This is a genomic window from Streptomyces sp. KL116D, assembly GCF_030766975.1.
In the GTDB taxonomy this organism is placed as follows: Bacteria; Actinomycetota; Actinomycetes; order Streptomycetales; family Streptomycetaceae; genus Streptomyces; species Streptomyces longispororuber_A.
In genome coordinates this window covers 54,686-71,644 of the sequence record NZ_JASERH010000064.1, presented here as the reverse complement: position 1 = coordinate 71,644, position 16,959 = coordinate 54,686, and the positions used below count along the sequence as shown (strand labels likewise).

Here is a 16,959-nt window from a genome sequence, read left to right as displayed (position 1 = left end):
GTTCGCCGGAAGACCGCCCGTACGAGTGCGGGCGGCGGCGGTTCGGTGTGCGGAACGGCCGTGTGGACAACCGGAGTTCACCCCGAGTTCTCTTCGGTGGGAAGCATGGCGGGCATGTTCGTCACCGCAGAGCACCCCGAGCGTTCCGAGCCGCCAGAGACCTCCGTGCCGTTCCGCGCGGGGGACGACGGCTACGCCAGCTTCCGCATCCCCGCCGTCGTACGGACGACCGACGGCACCCTCCTCGCCTTCTGCGAGGGGCGCGTCGGCTCCCGCGAGGACTTCGGCGACATCGACGTGGTGGTGCGCCGCTCCGTCGACGGCGGGCGCACCTGGGGACCGCTGCGCGTCGCCGCCGCCAACGGCCGTGACCTGGCGGGCAATCCGGCCCCCGTCGTGCTGCCCTCCGGCCGCGTCCTGCTCGTCCACGTCCGCAACGCGGCCGCCGCGACCGAGGACGCCATCCGGCGCGGACGGGTCCCCGCCGCCGACGGCCGCCGGGTCTGGGTCACCCACAGCGACGACTCCGGGCTCACCTGGGCACCGGCCCGCGAGATCACCGACCGGGTGAAGCGGCCGGACTGGCGCTGGTACGCCACGACCCCCGGCCACGCGCTGCTCACCCGCGAGGGCCGGATCGTCGTCCCCGCCAACCACTCGCTGCCCCCGGCCGGCACCGACAACGGCACCGAGGGCCGCTACAACGGCGGCCACTGCCTCCTCAGCGACGACGACGGCGCGACGTGGCGGATCGGCTACGTCGACGACAACACCGACGGCTACGTGAACGCGAACGAGACCACCGCCGCCCAACTCCCCGACGGGCGGCTCTACTTCAACACCCGCAACGACTCGCCGGCACCCGGCACCCGCGCCGACGCCCACTCCGTCGACGGCGGCGAGCACCTGGTGAAGCCCTTCCGGCCGCAGGCGGGCCTCGTCGGCCCCGTCGTCGAGGGCAGCCTGCTCCAGCTCGACGAACCCGGCGACCCGGACGTGCTGCTCTACGCGGGCCCCGCCGACCCCGGCTTCCGCGCCCTGATGACCGTCCGCCGCAGCCTCGACGGCGGCGTCACCTGGCAGCCCGCGCACACCGTCGACGGCCTGCCCGCCGCCTACTCCGACCTGGTCCGCGTCGACCCCGCCACCGTCGGTCTGCTCCACGAGACCGGGGACTTCTCCGCGTACGAGACGATCACGTTCCGGCGGATCCCGGTGGCCTCGCTCACCCGCCCGTACGCCTGAGTAAGGTCACAGCATGACTACCAGCGACAGCGCACAGAACGCCGCGCCGAAGGCACCGGCCAAGGACCCCTGGGAGCTGCCCGACGTGTCCGGGCTCGTCGTCGGCGTGCTCGGCGGCACCGGCCCGCAGGGCAAGGGCCTCGCCTACCGGCTGGCCCGCGCCGGCCAGAAGGTGATCCTCGGCTCCCGCGCCGCCGAGCGCGCGCAGGCCGCCGCCGACGAACTCAACGAGCACGGCCTGGGCATCGAGGGCGCCGACAACGCCGAGTGCGCGCGGCGCAGCGACGTCGTCATCGTCGCCGTGCCGTGGGACGGCCACGGCGCCACCCTCGAAGCCCTGCGCGAGGACCTCGCGGGCAAGATCGTCGTCGACTGCGTCAACCCGCTCGGCTTCGACAAGAAGGGCGCCTACGCGCTGAAGCCCGAGGAGGGCAGTGCGGCCGAGCAGGCCGCCGCGCTGCTGCCGGACTCCCGGGTCACGGCCGCCTTCCACCACCTCTCCGCGGTGCTGCTCGCCGACCCCGAGATCGACGAGATCGACACGGACGTGATGGTGCTGGGCGAGAACCGCGCCGACACGGACCTGGTCCAGGCGCTGGCCGCCCGCATCCCCGGCATGCGCGGCGTCTTCGCGGGCCGGCTGCGCAACGCCCACCAGGTCGAGTCCCTCGTCGCCAACCTGATCTCGGTGAACCGCCGCTACAAGGCTCACGCGGGGCTGCGCGTCACGGACATCTAGGGCGCGTTCCGGCGCGGCCGGGGCATGGGGGACACTGGTCGGCGAAACACCGCCGTGCCGTACGTGTCCGTATTGGAGCCGACCCCATGCCCCGCATCGCCCTCTTCGCTTCCCTCGTCTGCGTCCTCGCCGTCGTCGCCGCGGTGGTCTCCTTCGTCCAGGGCAGCTTCCTCGGGGTCGTGTGGGTGCTGATCGCCGGGATCACGTCGAACATGGCGTGGTTCTACGTGCGCAAGGCGCGGGCCGAGAAGCGCGCCGCGGGTTCGACTACGGCTGTGTGAACGTCGGGATCTCCGGCGTCCCTTCCCAGAAGCGGTAGAAGCGCTGGCCCCAGTACGTGTCCCAGTCGTGCACGCCCAGCGAGCGCAGCACGGCGTCGATCACGTCGAAGAACCACTGGTTCACCTCCGGGATCCACAGCACGGCGAACACCGCGAGCAGCCCGAACGGTGCGAACGGCTCCACCTGGCGCTTGATCTTGTACGAGAGCCAGGGCTCGATCACGCCGTACCCGTCCAGGCCCGGCACCGGCAGGAAGTTCAGGATCGCCGCGGTCACCTGGAGCAGCGCCAGGAACGCCAGCGCGTAGCGGAACGTGTCGGGCACTCCGTCCAGCGCGTCCAGCCAGAACGGGGCCGTGCAGACCACCGCGAACAGCACGTTCGTCAGCGGGCCCGCCGCCGAGATCAGGCTGTGCTTCCAGCGCCCCTGGATGCGCCCGCGCTCGATGAAGACGGCGCCACCGGGCAGACCGATCCCGCCCATGATCACGAAGAGGACCGGCAGCACGATGCTGAGCAGCGCGTGGGTGTACTTCAGCGGGTTCAGGGTCAGATAGCCCTTCGCGCCGATCGAGATGTCGCCGCTGTGCAGGGCGGTGCGCGCGTGCGCGTACTCGTGCAGGCAGAGCGAGACGATCCAGGCCGCCGTCACGAACAGGAAGACGGCGAAGCCGGGCTGCGAGGCGTAGTCCGTCCACACCGCCCAGCCGGACACGGCCGTGACCGCGACGATGCCGAGGAAGACGGGGCTGATCCGGCTGTCGCCGCGCCGGGATGTGGCGGTGGTCATGGGGTGGGACTCCCGGATTCGCTGGGTCGGTGGTCGGTCGGTGGTCGGTCGGTGGCGTCACCGAACGTACCCGTCGCACGACGAGAACGTGCCACGACGGCGTTCCGGTTCCGCTCCCGGCGCACCCGGCGTCCGCCGCGCACGGGACCGGGGACAATGGGGCGCGTGCGCTACCGCATCCTCGGCACCACCCAGGCAATCCGCGACGACGGCACGGCCGTCCCGGTCGGCGGGGCGCGGCTGCGCGCCCTGCTCACGGTGCTCGCCCTGCGGCCCGGGCGGACCGTGCCCGCGGCGGTGCTCGTCGACGAGGTGTGGGGCGCCGAGCCGCCCGCGGACGCGCCGGGCGCACTGCAGGCGCTGATCGGCCGGCTGCGCCGGGCCCTGGGCAGCGGGGCGATCGCCTCCGCCGACGGCGGGTACCGGCTGACCGCGGCGCCCGACGACATCGACCTGTTCCGCTTCGAGCGGCTCACCGGCGACGGCGCCCGCGCCCACGCCGACGGCAACGCCGCCAAGGCCGCCGACCTGCTCGACGACGCGCTCGCCCTGTGGCACGGGCCCGCCCTCGCCGATCTGCCCGACCGCACGGCGGAGGCGGCCCGCTGGGACGCCCGGCAGCTCGACGCGCGCCGCACCCGGCTCGCGGCCCGGCTCGCGCTCGGCCTCGCCGACACCGTGGTGCCGGAACTCACCGCGCTGTGCGACGCGCACCCCCTGGACGAGCCGCTCCAGGCGCTCCGGCTGCGCGCCCTGCGCGACGCGGGCCGCCCGGCGGAGGCCCTCGCCGCCTACGACCACGTCCGCCGCGACCTGGCGGACCGCCTGGGCGCGGACCCCGGGCCCGAACTGCGCGCGCTGCACACCGAGTTGCTGACCGCGCCCCCGGCCCCGCCCCGACACCCGGCTGCCACCCGCCCCGCCCCGGACACCCGGGGCCCGGGGCCCGGCTCCCCGTCCGTGGCGGGCGGCCCGCGGCGTCCGGCTCCCGGGAACCTGCGGGCCCGCCTCACCTCGTTCGTGGGACGGTCCGCCGACATCGATGCCATCCGCGCCGACCTGGACCGCGTACGGCTGGTGACCCTGCTCGGGCCCGGCGGGGCCGGCAAGACGCGGCTGTCCCAGGAGGCCGCCGAAGGGCTCGCCGGCACCGCGCCGGACGGCGTGTGGCTGGCCGAACTCGCCCCGGTCAGCGATCCGGACTCCGTACCCGAAGCCGTCGTCAGCGCGCTCGGCGCCCGCGAGACGGTGCTGCGCGGCGCCGGCGCCGAAGAGCTGCGGGCCGCCTCCGAACGGCAGGGCGACGACCCCCTCGTCCGCCTCGTGGAACACTGCGCCGACCGCAGGATCGTCCTCATCCTCGACAACTGCGAGCACGTCATCGACGCCGCGGCCACCCTCGCGGAGCAGCTCCTCGCCCGCTGCCCCGGCGTCACCGTCCTCGCCACGAGCCGCGAACCCCTCGGCGTACCGGGGGAGTTGCTGTACCCCGTCGAACCGCTCCCCGAGCCGTACGCGCTCCGACTGTTCGGCGAGCGCGGCGCCGCCGTGCGCCCCGGCTTCACCGTCGACCAGTCCGCCGAGACGACCGCGGCCGTCGCCGAGATCTGCCGCCGCCTCGACGGCCTGCCGCTCGCCATCGAGCTCGCCGCCGCCCGGCTGCGGATGCTCACCCCGCGCCAGATCGCCGACCGCCTCGACGACCGGTTCCGGCTGCTCACCTCCGGCGCCCGCACCGCCCTGCCCCGCCAGCAGACCCTGCGCGCGGTCGTCGACTGGTCCTGGGACCTGCTCGACGACCCCGAACGCGCCGTCCTGGCCCGGCTGTCCGTCTTCAGCGGCGGCTGCGACCTGCCCGCCGCCGAGGCGGTCTGCGGCCCCGACGCCCTGGACACCCTCGGCTCCCTCGTCGACAAGTCACTCGTCGTCGCCGCCCCCGACGACAGCGGCGACGCGGGCGAAGGCATGCGGTACCGGCTCCTGGAGACCGTCGCCGAGTACGCGGGCGACCGCCTCGACGAGGCCGGTGACCGCACCGCCGCCGAGCGCGCCCACCTCACCCACTACCGCGAACTCGCCCGCACCACCGACCCGTTGCTGCGCGGCGCGGGGCAGCGCGCGGCCATCGCCCGGTTCGAGCGCGACTACGAGAACCTGCGCACCGCCCTGCGGCACGCCGTCGCCGCCCGCGACGAGCAGGAGGCGATCGCCCTCGTCCTGTCGCTGTCCTGGTTCTGGCAGATGCGGGACCTGCGCACCGACGCCCGCACCTGGTCGGGGGAGGCGGCCGCGCTCGGCCCCGATCCGTTCGCGGGCCCGGTCCGCCCCGCCCCGCCGCTGCACCAGCGCTGCACCGACACGCCCCCGCCGCTCACCGGCGAACTCCTGGACGAGGCGCGCCGCGAGGTCCATCTCTCCCGGCTCTCCTTCATGGACATGGAGATGGACCGCTGGCAGAGCGAGGAGGGCCAGGCCAGGCTGCGTACCATCCGCGAGACCTACCGCGCGGACCTGCCGCAGGCCTGCCGCCCGCCGGGCAACGTCTGGTACTTCGCCGTCCTGCTCACCGGCGAGGTGGAGCGGATGCACGACCTCGCCGACGAGACGGTCCGCACCTGCCGCGAGCTCGGCTACGACTGGGAACTCGCCCTCGTCCTCCAACTGCGCGCCAACATCTTCGCCAACCGCAGCGAATGGGCCGCCCGCGGCCTCCCGGACGCCGACGAGGCGCTCGCCCTGTTCACCCGGCTCGGCGACGAATGGGGCGTCGCCGAGGCGCTCTCCGCGCGCGGCGAGGCGCACGAGCGGCTCGGCCGGTGGGCCGACGCCGCCGCCGACTACGCCCGTGCGCGGGAGGTCGCCGAGAGCATGGGGGCGCACGCACAGGCCGCGATCCTCCAGGTCAGGCTCGGCCAGGCGTACATCGAGCAGGGCCAGGGCGAGCGCGGCGAGAGCATGCTGTGGGAGGCCGTCGACGCGGCCCGCCGGCACACGAACGAGGCCAGGCCCGCCGCCCGGATGTTCCTCGTCGGCCGGCTCGCCACCACCGGCCGCACCGCCGAGGCACGCGAGCAACTGGACTTCCTGATGGAGGAGTTCAGGGTGACGGAGATCGAGTTCTTCGCCGCCATGCACATCGGGATGGCGGCCATGCTCGACGTCCTCGACGGGCACGTCGAACCGGCCGTGGCGGGCGCCCTGCGGGCCCTGGAGACGGCGCGGCTGCCGCTGGCCCAGCTGATCATGCCGCACATGTCGGGGCTGCACCTGCTCACGGCGGCCCGGGCGCTCGCCCTGCGTGCCCGGCCGGGCGACGCGGAGACGGCCGCGCGGATGATCGGCGCGGCCGACGCGGTGCTGCCCCCCGAGCACGTGCCGTCCGGGATGGAGCGCGAGTGGCGGGCCGACGCCGAGGCCGACGTGCGGGCGCTGCTCGACGACGCGGCGTACACCCGCGCACACGCCGAGGGCGGCGGCCTCTCCGTGGAGGAGGCCACCGCCCTGCTGGGACGCGAACCGGGAGACAGGCCCTAGGCCCGCGGTCCTCAGCTCTGCTTGGTGAACTTGCGGATCGCGATCGGCGCCATCACCAGCGTCAGACCCGCGGTCCAGGCCAGCGTCACCCACAGGCCGTGCGCGACCGGGCCGCCGACCATCAGGCCGCGGGCCGCGTCCGCGAGACCGGACATCGGGTTGTACTCGGTGAAGTTCTGCAGCCAGCCCGGCATCGACTGGGTCGGCGCGAAGATCGACGAGCCGAACTGCAGCGGCATCATCACCAGGAAGCCCATCGCCTGCACGGACTGGGCGTTCTTCATGGTCACGCCGAGGACCAGGAAGATCCACATGATGGCCGAGCCGAACAGCGCCGAGAGGCCGATGGCGCCGAACAGGCCCGCCCAGTTGTTGATGTCGAAGCCGACGAGCACCGCCACGACCATCAGGACCGTGGTCGCGACGAGCAGACGCAGCAGCTCGACGGAGACCTTCGCGATCAGCACGGAGGCCCGTCCGATGGGCAGGGACCGGAACCGGTCCATGATCCCCTTGTGGAAGTCCTCGTTGAAGCCGGTGCCGACGCCCTGCGCGATGTTCATGCTCATCATCGCGACCATGCCGGGGATCACGTACTGCACGTACGCGTCCTGGCCGCCGCCGAGCGACTGGCCGATCGAGCCGCCGAAGACGTACACGAACAGCAGGGTGAAGACGATCGGCATCAGGACCGCGTCGAACATCGACTCCGGGTCCTGCTTGATCCACAGCAGGTTGCGGCGGACGAGGGCGCCGGTGTGGCGCAGATGGCCGCGCAGTCCGATCCGTGGATCGGCCTCGACCTTGATGGTGGGCGCCGCGGGCGCCGTCACGGTGGTGGCGCTCATACGGCGACCTCCTCGAGCTCGGGCCTGGCGTCCTGCGGGGCGGACGCCTTCTGGCCGGTGATGGAGAGGAACACCTCGTCCAGGCTGGGCAGTTCGGTGGCGATCGAGCCGATCGTGATGCCGCGCGCGGTGACCGCGCCGACCACGGCCGTCAGCTGCTCGTCGCTGAGGATCGGCACGAGGACGGTGCCGGACTCGGCGTCCACGGCGGACGTGGCGAGACCGGTGAGCCCCATGTCGTCGAGGGCGTGCGCCAGCGGGCGCAGCTCCAGCGGGTCGGCCGGGCGGATCCGCAGGGTGCGGCCGCCGACCTTCGCCTTCAGCTCCTCGATGCCGCCCTCCGCGATGACCTTGCCGCGGTCGATGACGGTGAGCTCGGAGGCCAGCTGCTCGGCCTCCTCCATGTACTGGGTGGTGAGCAGCACGGTCACGCCGTCCCGCACCATGCTCTTGACCTCGTCCCACACCTCGTTGCGGGTACGGGGGTCGAGGCCGGTCGTCGGCTCGTCCAGGTAGAGGACGTGCGGGCGGCCGATCATCGACGCCGCGAGGTCGAGGCGGCGGCGCATGCCGCCGGAGTAGGTCTTGGCGGGCCGGGTCGCGGCGTCCGTCAGGGAGAACCGCTCCAGGAGGGCGTCGGCGCGGGACCGCGCCTCCTTCTTGGACAGGTCGAGCAGGCGCCCGATCATGTACAGGTTCTCCCGGCCGGAGAGCTTCTCGTCGACCGAGGCGTACTGGCCGGTGAGCCCTATCACGCGGCGGAGCTGACGGGGCTGCTTCACCGCGTCGTAGCCCGCCACGATCGCCGTGCCGGCGTCGGGGGTGATGAGGGTGGACAAGCAGCGGACGAGGGTCGTCTTGCCGGCGCCGTTCGGCCCGAGGACACCCATCACGGTGCCCTCGTGCACGTCCAGGTCCACGCCGTCCAGAGCCTTGGTCTCGCCGTAGTGCTTGACCAGTCCCCGTACGGACACGGCCACGGGGCGGCTGCCCGTGCTGTTGTCGGGGGTCTTGTCGATTCGCGTCATGTCCACCAAGGTGCCAGCCGCCACCGACAACTCACCGACATCCGACCGACAGCGAGCGATCGACCGCCGATATATCGCCGACAGGTTGCGAAACCGCTGGCCGCACGTGACCGACCCGCCCTCCGACCCGCCCTCCGACCCGCCCTCCGGCCGGGCCCCGCAGAGCGTGACGCAGCCCGTCGACGGGGGAAGATCGACGGGCTGCGTGTGGTGCCGCTATGGCTCAGTGGACGGAGTGTTCCTCCAGAGGGAACGTTCCGCCGACAACGTCCTCCGCAAACGCCTTGGCCGCATCGGACATGACCGACCGCAGATTCGCGTACTGCTTCACGAAGCGCGGCATCTTGCCGCCGGTCAGCCCGAGCGCGTCGGTCCAGACGAGGACCTGCGCGTCCGTGTCGGGACCCGCGCCGATGCCGACCGTCGGAATGTGCAGGACCCGGGTGACCTCGGCGGCCAGCTCGGCCGGAACCAGCTCCAGGACGACGGCGAACGCACCCGCGTCCTGGACCGCCTTCGCGTCGCGCAGCAGCTGCTGCGCCGCCTCCTCGCCACGGCCCTGCACGCGGTAGCCCTGCGTGTTCACGGACTGCGGGGTCAGACCGATGTGCGCCATGACGGGGATGCCCGCCTCGACGAGCAGCTTGATCTGGGCGTGCGAGCGCTCGCCGCCCTCCAGCTTGACCGCGCCGACCCCGGCCTCCTTCACCATCCGCATCGCCGACCGCAGGGCCTGCGTGGGGCCCTCCTGGTACGAGCCGAAGGGCAGGTCGCCCACGATCAGGGCGCGGGACGTGCCCCGTACGACCGCGGCGGAGAGCATGGTCAGCTGGTCGAGCGTGACCGGCACGGTGGTCTCGTACCCGAGGTGACAGTTGCCCGCCGAGTCGCCGACCAGCATCACGGGGATGCCGGCCTCGTCGAAGACGGACGCGGTCATCGCGTCGTAGGCGGTGAGCATGGGCCACTTCTCGCCCCGCTCCTTGGCGAGACCGATGTCCCGCACGGTGATGCGGCGCGACCCCTTCCCGCCGTACAGCGCCTTGGGGTTGCTGCTGTCGGCGGACTGCGTCTGGGCAGCCGAAACTTGTTGCGTCATCGCAACGGCTCCTTCAGTTCAGTCGTCTCGAGGCGCCCTGACGGCGTCCCCGGATCACCTCCATGGTGGCACCGCGTGCCGCCTGAGCGCCAGGGCACCTCGGTACTCGGCTCACGTAAAGCCTCGGTAAGGGATTGCCCCGGCACTTCCAATACGAGACGGTTCCGTATCGAAATGGGGCTAGCCTCGTACACATGACCAGTCCTGCTGTCCCCGCGGCCCCCCGCATACCGGAGGCCGTGCATCGCCGTCGTTGGGTGATCCTCGGCGTGCTCATGCTGAGCCTGCTGATCGTCGTCCTCGACAACTCCATCCTGAACGTCGCGATCAAGACGATCTCGACGCCCGCGCCCACCGGCCTCGGCGCCACCCAGAGCGAGCTCGAGTGGGCCATCAACTCCTACACGCTCGTCTTCGCGGGCCTGCTGTTCACCGCCGGTCTGCTCGGCGACCGCGTCGGCCGCAAGAAGGTGCTGATCGGCGGACTCGTCGTGTTCGGCATCGGCTCCGCCCTGGCCGCCGAGTCCGGCTCGCCGGTCCAGCTCATCGCGTTCCGCGCGCTGATGGGCCTCGGCGCCGCCTTCGTCATGCCGGCCACGCTCGCCGTGCTCATGAACGTCTTCGAGCGCGAGGAGCAGCCGAAGGCCATCGGCATCTGGGCCGGCGGCGTCGGCCTGGCCATCGCCATCGGCCCGATCACCGGCGGACTGCTGCTCGACCACTTCTGGTGGGGCTCGGTGTTCCTGGTGAACGTGCCGATCGTGATCCTCGCCGTCGTGCTGATGATCGCGCTCGTGCCCGACTCGAAGGACCCGAAGCCGGGCCGCATCGACCTCGTCGGCGTCGTCCTGTCCATCGTCGGTCTCGTGCTGCTCGTCTACGGGATCATCAAGGGCGGCGACGAGGGCGACTTCACCAGCCCCCAGGTCATCGCCACGATCGTGGCCGGCCTCGTCGTCCTCGTCGGGTTCGTCGTCTACGAGAAGCGCAGCGACCACCCGTCGATCGACATCGACTACTTCAAGAACAAGGTGTTCTCGGCCGCGATCGCCGCCATCGCGCTGGTCTTCTTCGCGCTGATGGGCGTCACCTTCTTCTCGGTCTTCTACACGCAGAGCGTGCGCGGGTACTCGCCGCTGCAGACCGGCGCCCTGATGCTGCCGCTCGCCGTGGCGCAGCTGATCTTCGCGCCGCGCGCCCGGCTCGTCGTCGACCGGTTCGGGGTGCGGGCCACCACGACCGGCGGGCTCGTGCTGCTCGCGGCCATGCTCGCCGCGTTCACCGTCCTCGACGCGGACACCCCGATCTGGCTCCTGGAAGTCATGTTCTTCCTGATGGGCACGGGCATGGCCCACGTGATGACGCCGACCAGCGTCGTCATCATGCAGGCGCTGCCGCGGGAGAAGGCCGGTTCCGCGTCCGCCCTGTCCAACACCTTCCGGCAGGTCGGCGGCGCCCTCGGCATCGCCGTGCTCGGCTCCGTGCTGTCCACGGCGTACCGCGGCGGCATCGAGGACAAGCTGGGTCTCCTGCCGGCCGGGGCCAGGGATGCCGCGGGCGGGTCCATCGAGGCCACCCTCGGCATCGCCGAGAAGCTCGGCCCGCGCGGCGAGGCGCTGGTCGGCGCCGCCAACGACTCGTTCCTGCACGCCATGCACGTCACCGCCCTGTGGGGCGCGGCGGTCGCGCTGGCCAGTGCCGTCGTGACGGCCCTGTTCCTGCCGGGCAAGCCGCCGGCGGCGCCCGCCGGGCAGCAGGGCGAGCCGGAGCGGATCGGCGCGGGCCGCTGAGCCCCGCACGGCGGGCCGGACGACGCTGAGAGAATCGCCCCGGAACCCGGCGGTCCGCCGGGTTCCGGGGTCGTGGAGGAAAGGCGGAGGCGTGGACGCGGAACGGGCCGGGCGGCAGGCGCGGCAGTACGGACTCGAGAGCGCGCCCCCGTCGACGGCCGCTGGACCGGCGCCCGTCCCCGTCCGCGGCCGGCCCCGCAGCGAGGCCGTCGAACAGGCCATCGTCGAGGGCGTCATCAGCCTCATCGAGGAGGGCGTGCCGCTCACCGAGCTGTCCATCGAGCGCATCGCCCGCACCGCCGGCGTCGGCAAGGCCACCATCTACCGGCGGTGGGCCGGCAAGGAGGAGCTCTTCGTCGACGTGGTGGCGTCGATCGAGGAGCCGGATCCCGAACTCCCGGGCACCTCGATGCGCGACGACCTGGTCCGGCTCCTGGAACACATGCGCAGGCGCGGTCTGAACATGCGGAACTCGGCGCTGCTGCACAACGTCATCGGGCAGATGAAGACGCTGCCCAAGCTCTGGAACGCGTACCACGAGGTCGTCGTCGAACCCCGGCGCCGGGCGATGGCCGACGTGCTGCGGCGCGGCGTCGCCGGGGGCGAACTGCCCGCCGACACCGACATCGAGTTCGCCGCGGACCTGTTCACCGGGCCGATGCTGCTGCGCACCGTCATGCGGCCCGACGCGCCGCTGGCCGACGGCCTCTCCGAGCGCGTCGTCGACACGGTGCTGACCGCCCTCAAACCGCAGGTACCGCCCGCCCGCTGAACGATCCGGCGAATGTGCGGGTTTCGTCACAGAGGGCCCCCGTGACCGCCGCATTCGGAACTTCGCGCACCACCCCGCTCGTCCTCGTGGCCGTACGGGCGTCACGCCCCGGCAGGCCGTGGGCGTGACGGAACAGAAAGCCGCTGGACATCGCCTAGGGTTTCGGGCGGGGACAGCGGGCACGGCAGGCAGTGAGGCGACGAGGGTATGGCGCAGGCGTACGGCAGCTCAGGATCCGGGCAGCACGGGCCGGGCGCCCGGCTGCGACGTCTGGGGCACCGGCTGCGCAGCGACCGCGGCCTGTGGCGCCGCGGCATCGTCCTCGCGGCGTTCGCGGTGCTGCTCGCCCTGGTCATGCTGCTGCACGCGCAGATCCCCAACACCGTCGGCAACCTCGGCTCCCTGACCGAGACGTTCCTGCCGTGGCTCGGTCTGTTCGTCCCGGTGCTGCTCGTCCTCGGTCTCGTCCGGAAGTCGGCGACCGCGGTGCTCGCCGTCCTGATCCCGGCGATCGTCTGGCTCAACCTGTTCGGCGGACTGCTCACCGACAAGCAGCACGGCGGCGGCGACCTCACCGTCGCCACCCACAACGTGAACGCGGACAACCCCGACCCGGCCACCACCGCCCAGGACGTCGCCGCGTCCGGCGCGCAGGTCGTCGCCCTGGAGGAGCTGACGACCGAGGCGCTGCCGACGTACGAGAAGGCGCTCGCGGGCACCTACCCGTACCACTCGGTCCAGGGCACCGTCGGACTGTGGAGCAAGTACCCGCTGTCCGCCACCCGGCCCGTCGACATCAAGCTGGGCTGGACGCGGGCCATGCGCTCGACGGTCGCCACGCCCGAGGGCGCCGTCGCCGTCTACGTGGCACACATGCCGTCGGTGCGGGTGAAGGTCGACTCCGGGTTCACCGCCAGCCAGCGCGACGAGAGCGCGGACGCGCTGGGCGAGGCGATCGCCGACGAGCCGCTCGGCAAGGTCATCCTGCTCGGCGACCTGAACGGCACGATGAACGACCGCGCCCTGAACGCCGTCACGTCCCAGATGCGCTCCACCCAGGGCGCGGCGGGCAGCGGCTTCGGGTTCAGCTGGCCGGCCGCGTTCCCGATGGCGCGCATCGACCAGATCATGGTCAAGGGCGTCGAACCGGTCTCGTCGTGGACCCTGCCGAAGACCAACAGCGACCATCTGCCGATCGCGGCGCGCGTTCAGCTGTGATGTGCCCAACGGTCACCCGTGGGTGTGCGGGCGTCTTTGTTCCGTAAGTAAACTTATGGATTCCGCCCACCCACGTTCTTTGGAAGACGCTTCATGCCCCTCGCCCTGCTCGCCCTCGCTGTGGGCGCCTTCGGCATCGGCACCACCGAGTTCGTGATGATGGGCCTGCTGCCCGACGTCGCGGACGACCTGCACGTATCCATCCCCACCGCGGGCCACCTCGTCTCCGCGTACGCGCTCGGCGTCGTCATCGGCGCCCCGCTGCTCGCCGCGCTCACCGCGCGCATGCCGCGCCGCCGGGTCCTGATCGGGCTCATGGTCCTGTTCGTCGCCGGCAACGCCGTGTCGGCCGCCGCCCCCGACCACCACTGGCTGCTGGCCGCCCGCTTCGTCAGCGGGCTGCCGCACGGCGCCTTCTTCGGCGTCGGCGCCGTCGTCGCCACCTCGCTGGTCGCGCCCGAGCGCAAGGCCCGCTCGGTCTCCCTGATGTTCCTCGGGCTGACCGTCGCCAACATCGTCGGCGTGCCCGTCGCCACCGCCGTGGGGCAGCACCTGGGCTGGCGCGCCACCTTCCTCGCCGTCAGCGCCATCGGGCTCGCCGCCATCGCGTCGCTGGTCGCGCTCGTCCCCGCCGACCACGGGCACGGCCGGCCCGTCGCCGGTCTGCGCGGCGAAGTCCGCGCCCTGAAGTCGGTCCCCGTCTGGCTCGCCCTCGGCACGACCGTCGCCGGATTCGGCGCCCTGTTCTCCGCGTACAGCTACATCACCCCGATGCTGACGGACGCCGCCGGGTACGCCGCGGGCAGCGTGACCCTGCTGCTCGCCCTCTTCGGCGTCGGCGCCACCGTCGGCAACCTGCTGGGCGGGCGCCTCGCGGACCACTCGCTGCGCGGCACGCTCTTCGGCGGACTGGTCTCGCTGGTCGTGGTCCTCGCCGCCTTCCCGCTCCTCATGCGCACCGAGTGGAGCGCCGCGCTCGCCGTGCTGCTGCTCGGCGTCGCGGCCTTCACCACCGGCTCCCCGCTGCAGCTGATGGTGATGGAGAAGGCGTCCGCCGCCCCCGCCCTCGCCTCCTCCGCGAACCAGGCCGCGTTCAACCTGGCCAACGCGGGCGGCGCCTGGATCGGCGGCCTCACCCTCGCCGCCGGCTTCGGCGTGACCTCCCCGGCGGTGGCCGGGGCGGCGCTGGCGGTGCTGGGCCTCGGCGTCGCCGCCGTCGCCTACACCGTGGACCTGCGGCGCGGTCCCGCTCCGGCGGAGGGCCGACTGGTGGCCTCGCACCGGCCCGAGGCCGCGCAGCCCGTACGGCACTGACGGCACTGACGGCACTGACGGCACCGACCGCACGGACGGCGCGGGCGGGCGGGGCGGCACCTCACTCCGGGGTGCCGCCCTGCCCCACCCCGTGCCGGGCGTCAGTCCCGGCGGTAACCCAGGACCGTCATCATCCCCGCCTCCGAGTGGTACACGTTGTGGCAGTGGACCATCCACAGGCCCGGGTTGTCCGCGTCGAAGTCGACCGTCAGCGTCCCGTTCGGCAGCACGATCGCCGTGTCCTTGCGGGGGCCGCCCGCCACGCTCGCCAACGAGAACGTGTGGCCGTGCAGATGGACCGGGTGCCACATCGATGTCGAGTTGGCGAAGACCAGGCGCACCCGCTCACCCGCCTTGACCGCGTACCGCTGGTCCGCCGTGTACGGCTTCTTGTTGAACGCCCAGTCGTACGCGGCCATCCCGCCCGTCAGCTGGAGCCTGACCGTGCGGTCCGGCTCCCGGGACGGCAGGGCCACCGCGTCGGCCGCCCGGAGCTTGTCCGCCGTCAGGAGCCGGCCGTCCAGCTCCCGGGGCCGCGTCGTGGCCGACGGCGCCGCGCCGGGACCGGTCCGCAGCACCGCCAGCGCCGACGCCTTCTTGCCCTCCGCGAGCGCCGTCAGCGGGAAGACCCCGTCGCCCGCGGTGACCAGCACGTCGTACCGCTCGCCCATGCCGAGCAGCAGCGCGTCCGTCTTGGCGTGCCGCACCGGGGAGCCGTCCGTGTGCGTCACCGTCATCTCGTGGCCGCCGAGCGCGACCCGGAACGCCGTGTCCCCGCCCGCGTTCACGAACCGGATCCGGATGCGGTCGCCGGGGCGGGCCCGGAAGGACGAAGGGGACTTCGCCGTCCGCCCGTTGACCAGATAGTGCGGGTACTGCACGTCGCCCGCGTCGCCGCCCAGCAGCTCGCTCGTCGCGCCCATCATCATCCGGGACGGGCCCGACGCGGTGGCGGACGGCGAGGCGTCCCGCTTCATCGACATGCCGCTCATCCCCGGCATGTCGTGGCCGGAGTGGCCCCCGCCCGAGCCGCCCATGCCCGCGCTCAGCTCCTTGAGCACGGCGTCCGGGGTCGAGCCGTCCACCCCGTCGACCCAGTCGTCGAGGACGACCACCCACTCCTTGTCGTACGAGAGCGGCTCCTTGGGGTCGTCCACGATCAGCGGCGCGTACAGCCCCCGGTCCTGCTGGACGCCGGAGTGCGGGTGGAACCAGTACGTGCCCGGGTGCGGGACGGTGAAGCGGTAGGTGAAGTCGGCGCCCGGGGCGACGGGCTTCTGGGTGACGCCGGGGACGCCGTCCATGTCATTGCGCAGGGCGATGCCGTGCCAGTGCAGCGATGTGGACTCGGGGAGGTGGTTGGCGAGGGTCAGGGCGAGCGTGTCGCCCGCGGTCACCCGGACCTCCCGGCCGGGCAGGTCGCCGCCGTACGACCAGGACCTGACCGTGCGGTCGCCCAGGTCGAGCGGGGTCGCGGCGGCCGTGAGCCGCACGGTGCGGACGGGGCCGGAGCCGCGCTTCTTCTCCGCGGCCGCGACCTCGGCGCCCGCCGGGTCGACGAATCCCGCGGGCGCGGCGCCGCCCGAGCCGTGACCGCCGTGCCCGGAACCGGAACCGGAGTCCGATCCGGAGCAGGCGGCCAGAACTCCCGTGACGGCCACGGCGAGGGACGCGCCGAGCAGGGCGCGGCGGGTCGGGGAGCTTGGGGGAGGAGTGCTGTTGCGCATGAGTGAGTGCACCTCGATGTCGGTGTCGTGCGTACTGCGTGCGGTGGGCGAACTCATCCGCTGCTTCTGATACACCGCTCGGCCCCAAGAGGTTCCACGCAGCGCGAAGCAGCCGGTGCGCAGGCCTAGATGCGCAGCACCGACAACCGGGACAGCAGGGATCTCGGCGGTGGCGGGTTCGGGCGCCGGGCGAACGCCGTGCGCCGCGGGACCGGGCCCCGCAGGACCGCGCCCGCCAGGGGGCGCAGCACCGCCGCCGTCAGCAACAGCAGCGTGAACGAACCGAGTACGGCCAGACAGACGCTCAGCGGATCCATGCCGCCGTCGCCGGGCGAGGGGTGCTCGTCCACCACGACCCGGGGCACCACGACGTGGGCCGGCGCGGCGTGGGCCGGCGCGACCTGGGCCGGCGCGGCATGCGTGGACATCGCCGTGCCGTGGCCCGCCGGGTGCTCCATCGCGTGCCCCGTCGGATGCCCCAGCGTGTGCATCCCCACGATCCCGAAGAGCAGCGCCACGAACAGCAGCAGCTGCCCGCGGCCCGTGCGGCCCTTCGTCGGTGGGGACGTCATGG

The 16,959-nt window shown here is 72.8% G+C and carries 14 protein-coding genes; 8 read left to right on the top strand and 6 right to left on the bottom strand.

The window, feature by feature from the left end; all coding sequences use genetic code 11:
- Positions 1-114: 114 nt before the first annotated feature.
- The 3 genes from RBJ77_RS26290 to RBJ77_RS26280 all read left to right on the top strand — a co-directional run bounded on the left by RBJ77_RS26290 (position 115) and on the right by RBJ77_RS26280 (position 2,265).
- Positions 115-1,245 (top strand): exo-alpha-sialidase, encoded by a 1,131-nt coding sequence (locus RBJ77_RS26290; RefSeq protein ID WP_372347302.1) that lies wholly within the window; start codon positions 115-117, stop codon positions 1,243-1,245.
- Between the two features lie 13 nt (positions 1,246-1,258).
- Positions 1,259-1,984, top strand: coding sequence for an NADPH-dependent F420 reductase (gene npdG / locus RBJ77_RS26285; RefSeq protein WP_372347301.1), 726 nt, complete (start codon positions 1,259-1,261; stop codon positions 1,982-1,984).
- A gap of 86 nt (positions 1,985-2,070) precedes the next feature.
- On the top strand, positions 2,071-2,265 hold the full coding sequence (locus RBJ77_RS26280; RefSeq protein WP_372347300.1) for a hypothetical protein: 195 nt from the start codon (positions 2,071-2,073) through the stop codon (positions 2,263-2,265).
- Here the strand turns inward: RBJ77_RS26280 and RBJ77_RS26275 are convergent.
- The gene (locus RBJ77_RS26275) at positions 2,252-3,055 is read right to left on the bottom strand and encodes a site-2 protease family protein (RefSeq protein WP_372347299.1); all 804 of its coding nucleotides are present in this window, start codon (positions 3,053-3,055) and stop codon (positions 2,252-2,254) included. The genes RBJ77_RS26280 and RBJ77_RS26275 overlap by 14 nt on opposite strands.
- 156 nt (positions 3,056-3,211) lie before the next feature.
- On the opposite strand from RBJ77_RS26275, the gene RBJ77_RS26270 reads away from it, so the two are divergent.
- Positions 3,212-6,589 carry a BTAD domain-containing putative transcriptional regulator gene (locus RBJ77_RS26270; protein WP_372347298.1) on the top strand — a complete coding sequence of 1,126 codons (3,378 nt, stop codon included), beginning with the start codon at positions 3,212-3,214 and terminating at the stop codon, positions 6,587-6,589.
- Between the two features lie 11 nt (positions 6,590-6,600).
- On the opposite strand, the gene RBJ77_RS26265 is transcribed toward RBJ77_RS26270, so the two are convergent.
- The 3 genes from RBJ77_RS26265 to panB form a co-directional block, all read right to left on the bottom strand.
- The gene (locus RBJ77_RS26265) at positions 6,601-7,437 is read right to left on the bottom strand and encodes an ABC transporter permease (protein WP_372347297.1); all 837 of its coding nucleotides are present in this window, start codon (positions 7,435-7,437) and stop codon (positions 6,601-6,603) included.
- A complete protein-coding gene (locus RBJ77_RS26260) occupies positions 7,434-8,465 on the bottom strand; it encodes an ATP-binding cassette domain-containing protein (protein ID WP_372347296.1) in 1,032 nt (343 codons plus the stop codon). The genes RBJ77_RS26265 and RBJ77_RS26260 overlap by 4 nt, the downstream gene beginning before the upstream one ends.
- Before the next feature lie 223 nt (positions 8,466-8,688).
- Positions 8,689-9,564, bottom strand: a complete 876-nt coding sequence (gene panB / locus RBJ77_RS26255; protein WP_372347295.1) for a 3-methyl-2-oxobutanoate hydroxymethyltransferase — start codon at positions 9,562-9,564, stop codon at positions 8,689-8,691.
- A 194-nt stretch (positions 9,565-9,758) separates the two neighbouring features.
- On the opposite strand from panB, the gene RBJ77_RS26250 reads away from it, so the two are divergent.
- The 4 genes from RBJ77_RS26250 to RBJ77_RS26235 all read left to right on the top strand — a co-directional run bounded on the left by RBJ77_RS26250 (position 9,759) and on the right by RBJ77_RS26235 (position 14,658).
- Entirely contained in the window at positions 9,759-11,354 is a 1,596-nt protein-coding gene (locus RBJ77_RS26250; RefSeq protein ID WP_372347294.1) for an MFS transporter, read from the top strand.
- Positions 11,355-11,445: 91 nt separating this feature from the next.
- Positions 11,446-12,126, top strand: a complete 681-nt coding sequence (locus RBJ77_RS26245; RefSeq protein WP_372347293.1) for a TetR/AcrR family transcriptional regulator — start codon at positions 11,446-11,448, stop codon at positions 12,124-12,126.
- Positions 12,127-12,333: 207 nt separating this feature from the next.
- Positions 12,334-13,344, top strand: a complete 1,011-nt coding sequence (locus RBJ77_RS26240; RefSeq protein WP_372347292.1) for an endonuclease/exonuclease/phosphatase family protein — start codon at positions 12,334-12,336, stop codon at positions 13,342-13,344.
- Between the two features lie 93 nt (positions 13,345-13,437).
- Positions 13,438-14,658, top strand: coding sequence for an MFS transporter (locus RBJ77_RS26235; RefSeq protein ID WP_372347291.1), 1,221 nt, complete (start codon positions 13,438-13,440; stop codon positions 14,656-14,658).
- Positions 14,659-14,759: 101 nt separating this feature from the next.
- Here the strand turns inward: RBJ77_RS26235 and RBJ77_RS26230 are convergent, their stop codons facing one another.
- Together RBJ77_RS26230 and RBJ77_RS26225 are read right to left on the bottom strand one after the other, a co-directional pair.
- Positions 14,760-16,385, bottom strand: coding sequence for a multicopper oxidase family protein (locus tag RBJ77_RS26230; RefSeq protein ID WP_372347416.1), 1,626 nt, complete (start codon positions 16,383-16,385; stop codon positions 14,760-14,762).
- Between the two features lie 125 nt (positions 16,386-16,510).
- Positions 16,511-16,957 (bottom strand): DUF6153 family protein, encoded by a 447-nt coding sequence (locus tag RBJ77_RS26225; protein WP_372347290.1) that lies wholly within the window; start codon positions 16,955-16,957, stop codon positions 16,511-16,513.
- Positions 16,958-16,959 lie beyond the last annotated feature (2 nt).